Here is an 8,346-nt window from a genome sequence, read left to right as displayed (position 1 = left end):
GCTCCTGCTCGTGCGCTACCTCGCCCCCAGCCCGCTCGAAACCATCCGCTGCGTGGCCCAGACCCGCCACCGCCACCGCTGCACCCGGCCCGTCCTGCCCCCTGAACGGCCCGCCGGCCGCTGGAGGCTGCTGCCCACCGGGCCCCACCGCGGCCAACTCGCCCTGCCCGACACGCTGATGGCCGTCTACGACCTCGGTCACCTGCCGCACGCCGAGCAACGGCGCTGGCGCGCTCAGCACTGCCCCGCGCACGCTTCCCCCCCGAGCGCCGCTGACCTTGCCCTGGCCGCCTGGCAGGTCTTTGACCCCCTGCTGCACGTCGCCTACATCCATGCCCGCCTTCCGCACCCTCCGGCCTCCCCGAGGAGCGAGGCCTGACGATGCCGCATCACGCTCTGGAGATCACCCTGACCCGCCCGCTCTCGGCGAACGCCCTGCGCCGCGCCGCGCGCGAGCTGCCGCTCGCCGCCAACCACGACGCCACCCGGCTCATGGCCCTTGTACCAGCCAAAACCCCTCACACCGCAGCCCACAGGCTGCGCCGCCGACTCGGCGCACGGCTGCCCATCGACGTGATCACCACGCATTACCCGGACGCCGACCACACGGTGCTGCTCAACATCGCCTTCCCGCCCGCCACACACGCCGCCCTCAAGGCCCGTGCCTGCCGCGTGCAGCAGACTCCCGAGCGCTTTGTGGAACTGGCCCTGCACCGAGCCCTGGCCGAGCACGCCGACCAGGAGGTTGACCGCCTCGACAGGGCCGTACGCGAACTGCTGGCCCACACCACCCCCGCCTACCTGCTCTCCGCGGTCGGGCACGCACTCATCCGGCTGCCCGAGAGGCCCACGCCATGAAACCGACCGACGAACAGACCGCAGCAGCTGATGTTTTCAGTGTCGGCGACCACCTCGCCCTGCAGGCCGGCGCCGGCACCGGCAAGACCACCACCCTCACCCTCCTCGCCCGTGCGACCGACCGCCACGGTCGCTACCTCGCCTACAACCGGGCCATCGCCCAGGATGCCCGCACCCGCTTCCCCGACACCGTCCAGTGCAAGACCGCCCACGCGCTCGCCTACGCAGCCGTAGGCCACCGCTACACCCGCCGCCTGAACGCTCCCCGCCGCCCTGCCTGGCAGACCGGACAGGCCCTCGGCATCACCAAAGCCCTCCGTATCGGCGACCGCGAGGTGGCCCAGAAGGCCCTCTCCAACGCCACCCTTCGCACCGTCACCCGTTTCTGCCACACCGCGGACGAGGAAATCACCCGTCACCACGTCCCCCGCCTGCGCGGCCTGGAAGACGCTGGCCTGCACGCCGAACTCGCCGCCCACATCATCCCGTTCGCCCGCAAAGCCTGGGCCGACCTGCAACACCCCGACGACGGCTGCGTCCGCTTCGACCACGACCACTACCTCAAGATCTGGGCTCTCACCTGGCCGCGTATCCAGGCCGACTTCCTGCTGCTGGACGAGGCCCAGGACACCAACCCCGTAGTCGAGCAGATCTTCCTCGCCCAGCGCGACCACGCACAGCTGGTCATGGTCGGGGACTCCGCCCAGGCCATCTACCACTGGCGCGGCGCCAAAGACGTCATGACCGGCTTCGACGGAACCCAGCTGGCCCTGTCCGAGTCCTTCCGCTTCGGCCCCGACCTCGCCGCGGAGGCCAACCGCTGGCTGCACCTCGCCGACGCCCCCATCCGCCTCACCGGCACACCCGCCCTGGCCACCGAACTCGGCCCCGTCACCCAGCCCGACGCCGTGCTCTGCCGCACGAACGTTGGCGCCATGGCCCAGGTCATGACCCTCATGGCCGCCGGCTACCGCGTCGCCCTCGCCGGCGGAGGAGACAGCCTGCAAGCACTGGCCCTCGCAGCACGCGACCTGAAAGAAGGCCGCCGCACCCACCACCCCGAGCTGATCCTCTTCCCCTGCTGGGGCGACCTGCAGGATTACGCCGCCCACGACCCCGCCGGACGCGACCTGCAGCCCCTGGTCAACCTCGTCGACACCCACGGCACCGACGCCATCCTCACCGCCGTCGCCCGCCTCACCCCCGAACTGCACGCCCAAGTCACCGTCTCCACCGCCCACAAAGCCAAAGGACGCGAATGGCCCCGCGTCCTCATCGCAGACGACTTCGCTCGCCCCCACGACAACACCGCTGACGGGCACACCGACACCACGACACCACCCGACCCCATCGACGACGCCGAAGCCCGCCTGGCCTACGTAGCCGTCACCCGCACCCGCCAGCGCCTCGACCTGGGCGGCCTGTCCTGGATCCACGACCATCCCGATGGCACCCCGCCCTGAACTGCATCCGGTTTCGCGGAGCCGGGACAGCCAAATTGCACACACAGGTGCTGCGCGCAGCCCGTACTCGACGGGAGCACACCGCGGTGCTCACCGCCGAGTACACGATCAACGTTCTCGCTCGGCGACCACATTGAGACGGTCGGTGTTGCGGCTTTCTTGGACGTGAGCAGCCCTTAGAGGGCGAGTTGTCCGACGATGAGTAGGCCAGGAGACAGAGGGGGCCGCAGCGTCGAAGCACGCGGCGCGCACTTGCGGGAGGCGGCTGGCCGCGAGAGCCGGGGCAGCACGTGTCCCGGCGGCCTCTCTGCCAGGGGGATGTCCTTCCCCAAGGCAGCCATGACGCCGTGCGGCCCCCTCGTCCCTGAACTCCCGGCGCCAACCCTTCGCACAGGGTCACACCCGAAAGCCATATATAAAACACATTGAAAAACCGCTAGGAAGAACGCCGAAAAGACCCGGTAAATAATTTTCCGAGGCGAGTGGAAACCTCCCAGTATTTGGTTCCGGGCCTGTCCCGGTATTAAGGCGCCCTGTCGCATGACCGAGCCGACCGGCGGATCACGAGCCGCGGCGGGCCGGCCCCCGGCAGCCGATCGGCTGCGGATGTCAGAGAACGGGCCTGAAGCGCCACTACCTACCGGAGCCGGGGCACCCGCCCCTGCCGGAGGAAGAGGAATCAAGCGTCGTGGACAGCACAGTTGTCAGCGTGGCAGCGACCGTGGCCGCGTGTGTGGCCGGGTGCGTCGCCCGGGTGCTCATGGCCCGGATCAGCACCAGGGCCCTGCTGGGCAAAGCCCGCATCGAGGAGGAAGGCCGCACGGCCCGGATCAACGCGCTGGGCAAGGGCGGTACCTTGCAGGAAAGGGACCCGGCAGGGCATCAACTAGTCGTGTTCCAGGGGATATTGGTGAGGGGGGAAGACCGTGGACCGCAGGGCGGATGACACTGCTGCCGCGCCCGGCGCACGCAAGCGGCCCGTATCGGCGGCCGAGGCTGGCTACTCCTATCAGGAGGACCAGCCTTACCTCATCCGGTTCCTGCTGCGCCACGGGGCCACCTTCCCAGAAGCCGAGGACGCGGTGCACAGCGCGTTCGTGGAACTGATGCGTTCACGGCAGCCCGTGCAGCGCCCGCGGCCGTGGCTGCGCACGGTCGCTCTGCGAGCCTTTCTGCGCCAGACGGTCCCCGAGCAGCCCGAAAACGACCTGACGGACCGTCTGGCGGAAACGAGCGCAGACTGGCACACCCCCCTTCACGCGGCGGAGTTGAATGAGCAGCAGCGCCGGGTCCTCACGGCTCTTCTCCAACTGCCCTTCAAGCAGCGCAGTGTGATGGCCTGGCACCTCGACGGGTTCTCCACCACTGAGATCGCCGAGGCGATGGGTTTGGAAAACGCCGCGGTCCTGCAGAATCTCTCGCGAGCCCGCCGCACGCTCAAGCAGCAGCTCGGCATCACCGACCGAAGGAGGCCGCAGTGACCAACACTCGGCGCACTCCCGGTGACGAACTGGGCCTGCACCTGGACGAGATGGATACAGCCCTCCTGGCGGCCGTCCACACACGACTGACCCCGTCCAGCCCGGACAGCGCAGCCGTGCACGGCACGGAGCACGAAAACAAAGCCGCGCACGAGAATTCCGGCGATAACGAGGACCAGGCACTCGACCATGTGCTCGACACGACCGACGATGCCCTGCTGACGGCAATTGAGAACCGCCTCCATCGCACCGCCCGGACGAACAGCCCGCCCGCACGCCCCGCCGGCCCCGACGCGCCGCTGCCGGAATCGGAGGGAGAGTCTGAAAATACCGGAAGCCGGGAAAGCTATGTTGTGACCGGGACAGTCAAGTGGTTCAACGCGGAAAAGGGATACGGGTTCATCACCCCCGACGGAGAATCAACCGTCGATATCTTCGTACACCACAGCGCCATCAAAATGGACGGGTACCGGACCCTTGAAGCAGGGATGCGTGTCACATTCTCCATCTCACAGGGCCAGACGGGCCCCCAGGCGGCAAATGTGAGGTACGTGAACGGATAAACAGCTGCACGCCGAACCGCGGGCATCCGACGCCCACCACAAAGCCTCCGTCCCACGGTGTTGACGGTTCTCAGTAACCTGCCCGAACCGGCCGATCGCTCAGCGCTGCCAAGAACCGCCAACACGGCACGCTCGATCAGGTCGGCGGCAGGCACGAGGTACATGCGCCCACGGGCACTGATGGCGCGCACTGGACATGGGCCGCCCCCCGACCCCTGCCCGAGAAGGCATGCGCCCTGCGCACCGGTTTGCTGTCTCTCATGGCCCGTTGCGCCCCGACGGTGTCTGTCGGCTTCCGTAGGCGTCTTCGATGGCTCCGGCGTTGATCAGAGCGCGGCGTAGTGCTTCGCGCTCGGCGGTGTTCTCGGCAGGAGCGTTTGCGTAGAGGCCTGCTGCGTGGCCGATCGTGGCGGTGCGGCGGTAGCCATCGACGGGTCCGTGGTTGAGAGCAGAGGCCGCGATGAGCTGGGCGGCGGGGGTGAGGGGGGTGCGGGCGGCGCGCTCGGCGACATGGTCGGCGTCTTCCAGGTCGGGCTGTCGGGTGATGGTGGCTGCGGTGAGCTCCAGCCAGGTGTCCTGGTCGAGGCTGTCGGCGAAGGCGAAGTGCCCCACTCCGTGCAGCGCGGCAGCCGGGAGGCCGGCGTCGAGAGCTGCGCGCCAGATGGCGGCGGCCCGCTCGGCCACCGCGTGGCTCCCGGCATGGGCGGTGTGGGTGGCGAGCCGGGACAGCATCACCGAGACGGCCTTGTCCCCGCCCGTGCGGTCGGCGAGCCCGGCGAGGAATGCACCGGCAGAGCCGAGGGGTTCGGTCTCGTCCAGGAGGGCGAAGAAGACGCGGTCGAGGGCGCTCTCGGCGTGCGGTGCGCACAAAGCCTGCCACAGACCGGCACGGTCCAGCCGGGCCAGCAGGACAGGGTCGGGTCTGCCGTGGGTGAGCCAGCTGTGTGCGGGGCGCCACACTGGATCCAAGGACAGCAGCGTGTCGGCATGGTCGGTGACCCAGGCGGGGTCGCAGTGGTGGAGCTGGCCGAGGCCGAATCCGATGATGGCGAGGGTTTGGTCGTCCGGCTCGGCGCCGAGCAGCTCCTCCAGTACCGCCGTCAGTTGCTCGGGCAGTCCCTCGCCGGCGTGCAGGGCGTGTTGGATGCCCCAGGCGGTCAACGACAGCAGGGCGCTGCCGCCGGGCGCCGTTGTGGCGGCACCCAGCGGGGATGAGGTGTCCAGGCGAGGCGTGCTCCAGCCGGTGATGAGAGTGCGCAGCCAGGCCACGGCGTCCGCCTCCGCATCCCCCAGGGACGCGCCGGTGTTCCAGAGCCGGTGCAGGAGGTTGGAGATGACCAGTTGCAGCCGCGCTGCCTGCGGCACGTCGGCGTCCTGCGGCCGCACGGCGAAGGCGGTCTCGGCGAGGGGGCCCAGCAGACCGGGGCTGAGGCGGCCGCTCGTAGCGGCGTGGTGGAGGGCGTTGAAGTAGGCGCTCTGCAGAGCCGGGCGCGCGGCGGCCGCGGCCACCGCGGCCGGGTCGGCGGCCCAGGTATCGGGGTGTTGGGCGACGAGCTCGCCGAGCAGCCCGGCGCGTGCACCATCCCCGTCATCGCCGTCATCATCGTCTTCGTCCTCCCGGGTCACGGGAGTAGCGGCGAGCTCGGCGACGGCGGCCGCCGTTCCGTCGGCCTGGGCGCGCGCGGTGAAGGACTCTAGGGACAGCCCGCCATAGGACTCCACCCAGCTGGTGATCTTCACGACGGGCTCGGGCCGCGCGGCGGGCGGCCCGTACTTCTCCTCCAGCAGGGCCAGGACCGGCTGCCAGGGCGCGCGTACGGCCTCGGACAGCACGGGCGACAGACCCCGCACGATGCGCCACCGGCGGGGCACCGGCCCGGGAGAGGCGTCGGCCCAGGCACGGATCTCCTCCGCGGCGGGCGGTGCGCCCAGGCCCTCGGTGAGCGCCGCCACGAGGTCAGCGCGCAGCTCTTGGGGACAGTGGGTGTGAACGAGGGCGAGGAAGTCGGCGAGGTCCGCGCTCGGCCACGCCCCGCCGCCCACCTCCCGCGCGGCGTCGAGCGCAGCCTGCCACCATCCGGCTGCGGCCTCGACACGCCCGCTGTCGAGGGGCCAGGACTCGGCCAGGTGCACGGCCACCAGCCGCACTCGGTGCTCGTCCTGCGGCAGCTTGCCGTGCACGCCCCGCAGCCGCTGCGTGACCGGCACGCCCAGCCGCGCCTCGGTCAAGGCGAGATCGAGCATGGCCCGCATCAGGGCCACGACGGTCGCATGCGGCGGGGCGGCCAAGGTGACCTCACCGAGGTCGTTGACGATCTCGGCCTGCAAACGTGCATCCTCGTCGCCGAGATGGTCGGCCAGCACGCCGGCGAGCGCAGAGCGGATGATCACGCCGAGCCGGTCCTCGCCCGTGCGCAGGTGCCCGCCGGGGTGGGCGGTATCCACGAGCGCCCGCAGCAGCAGCCCGCTCTCCCACGATTCGTGCGTCGTGAACGTGCGCGCCCGCAGGATGCTTTCGAGCACGGCGACCCACGGCCCGGAGCGCTCGGCGACGGGAATGTCCACAGCCCAGTACGCGGCCCGCAGCAGGACGAACCGGTCCGGCTGCGCCCGCACAATTCTCGTCAGCAGCGCGCACGCCGCCATGCCCGCCTCGCTCACCACGGCGACCACCTGCGACAGCGCACCAGGCCCCTGCGCACGGATCTCGTCCAGATGCCCCTCCACCCAGGCACACACCCGCTCCGACTCCTTCGCCAGCAGCCGCCGCAGATAGGGCGCGGCCGGCCAGCGGCCCTCCTCGGGCAGCAGCCGGTACAGAGGCAGCAGCCCAAGCCAGCGCCCGCTCACCGCAGCACTGAAGAAGTACATCCCCGCCCGCGGGTCGGTCATCCGCGCAACCTCGTCCGCGTCCTGCTGCACCGGCACCTCCAGCCGGGCCAACTCCCGCAACCGGTCCGCCCGCTCGGGCAGACCCAAAAACAGCTGCTCCATGGCGGCCGTGACATCCTCGAACTGGCGGCGTGCCTCGTCAGCACCGCTGCTGGAGCCGTGCAGCACACCCGAGGCACTGCTGTAGAAAGCACCCCAACTGCGGGCCGCCTCCGTCTGGGCCAGCCCCATCTCCTGCCGGGTCTGCGCAGCCACCAGGTGCCCGATCTGCCGGGTACGGAACCCACCGCGCTCCGCCTGCTCGGCACGCAACTCCTCGACCGCACCCACAAGGACATCAAGCTCTCCGGCACCCACCCCGCCCTGCTGCCGCCAGGCATCAGCCACCGCCCCAGCCGCCTCAGAGACCGCCCTGGTAGCGCTACGCAGCCCAGGGAAGTTCTCACCAGCAATACTCAAGACGCCGTCCAGCGCACCCCGCAGACACGACTGCGCCACCTCATAAGGCGCCCGGAACTCCGCAGGCCGGTTCAGGACGTGGGAGGCACCCAGCAACAGACCCAACGCCCGCTGTCCGTTGCCGCCTTGAGCCTGCAGCGCCGAGACGAGCTCCGGATGCACTCCGCACACGGCCGACGACGGGCTGGCCTGTTCACCACCAGAAAGACGATCGGACACCGGCCCACCGTAGCTGCCCAGTTCGCCCACAACGCCCCCAGCCGCGACAGCGGCCTCTCACGACACCCTCCGCGGGCCACCAGGCCCGCGCGACACCACCACCCCAACTCCCCGTAATTCCATCCGACATGACGCCATGTCACATCCAACAGCCCGTCAACAACCGGAGCGCACCAGCGCTCCGACAAACACCCCCACAACACAAAAACCCAAGAAGGGCCGCGCCAGCGGCCCAACAAACCGCAAAAACAAAATTTTGCCGCCAGGCAAAAAACAGAAACCCAAACTCCACCCACAACCCAGAATTTTCCGCCAGGAAAATTCACACGCCAAACCAAGGGCCGCGCCAGCGGCCCGGCATAAACCACAGAGAATTTGCAGCCAGGCAAATTCCGGGGCGAGGAATTCCGC

Annotated in this window: 7 protein-coding genes and 1 pseudogene; 6 read left to right on the top strand and 2 right to left on the bottom strand. The window is 69.7% G+C overall.

All coding sequences use genetic code 11. The features are described 5' to 3' along the window. The 6 genes and pseudogenes from StrepF001_RS43200 to StrepF001_RS49175 all read left to right on the top strand — a co-directional run. Positions 1-379 (top strand): annotated as a pseudogene (locus tag StrepF001_RS43200) (hypothetical protein); the annotation flags it as partial. 2 nt (positions 380-381) lie between these two features. Next, a complete protein-coding gene (locus StrepF001_RS43195; RefSeq protein WP_206307144.1) occupies positions 382-858 on the top strand; it encodes a hypothetical protein in 477 nt (158 codons plus the stop codon). Beyond that, positions 855-2,321: a UvrD-helicase domain-containing protein gene (locus tag StrepF001_RS43190; protein ID WP_129803550.1), complete on the top strand. Its 1,467-nt coding sequence runs from the start codon at positions 855-857 to the stop codon at positions 2,319-2,321. Before StrepF001_RS43195 ends, StrepF001_RS43190 begins: the two co-directional genes overlap by 4 nt. A gap of 688 nt (positions 2,322-3,009) precedes the next feature. Beyond that, entirely contained in the window at positions 3,010-3,267 is a 258-nt protein-coding gene (locus tag StrepF001_RS43185; RefSeq protein WP_129803549.1) for a hypothetical protein, read from the top strand. Then, complete coding sequence (locus tag StrepF001_RS43180) at positions 3,248-3,802, top strand: sigma-70 family RNA polymerase sigma factor (protein ID WP_129803548.1); 555 nt, start codon at positions 3,248-3,250, stop codon at positions 3,800-3,802. The genes StrepF001_RS43185 and StrepF001_RS43180 overlap by 20 nt, the downstream gene beginning before the upstream one ends. Before the next feature lie 299 nt (positions 3,803-4,101). Next, positions 4,102-4,365: a cold shock domain-containing protein gene (locus tag StrepF001_RS49175; RefSeq protein WP_276322897.1), complete on the top strand. Its 264-nt coding sequence runs from the start codon at positions 4,102-4,104 to the stop codon at positions 4,363-4,365. Positions 4,366-4,623: 258 nt separating this feature from the next. On the opposite strand, the gene StrepF001_RS43170 is transcribed toward StrepF001_RS49175, so the two are convergent. Beyond that, entirely contained in the window at positions 4,624-7,644 is a 3,021-nt protein-coding gene (locus StrepF001_RS43170; protein ID WP_129803547.1) for a hypothetical protein, read from the bottom strand. A 447-nt stretch (positions 7,645-8,091) separates the two neighbouring features. Then, positions 8,092-8,346 (bottom strand): hypothetical protein (locus StrepF001_RS46785; protein WP_206307143.1); only part of this gene is annotated, 255 nt, incomplete at its 5' end.

Source organism: Streptomyces sp. F001 (assembly GCF_004187715.1).
Taxonomy (GTDB): Bacteria; Actinomycetota; Actinomycetes; order Streptomycetales; family Streptomycetaceae; genus Streptomyces; species Streptomyces flavusporus.
Note: the sequence above shows the minus strand (reverse complement) of the source record. Positions and strands in the feature narration are given on the sequence as shown.

Excerpts from the sequence above, each read along its gene's own strand:
- StrepF001_RS43190 (WP_129803550.1), top strand. The coding sequence starts at position 855 with ATGAAACCGACCGACGAACAGACCGCAGCAGCTGATGTTTTCAGTGTC.
- StrepF001_RS43195 (WP_206307144.1), top strand. The coding sequence starts at position 382 with ATGCCGCATCACGCTCTGGAGATCACCCTGACCCGCCCGCTCTCGGCG.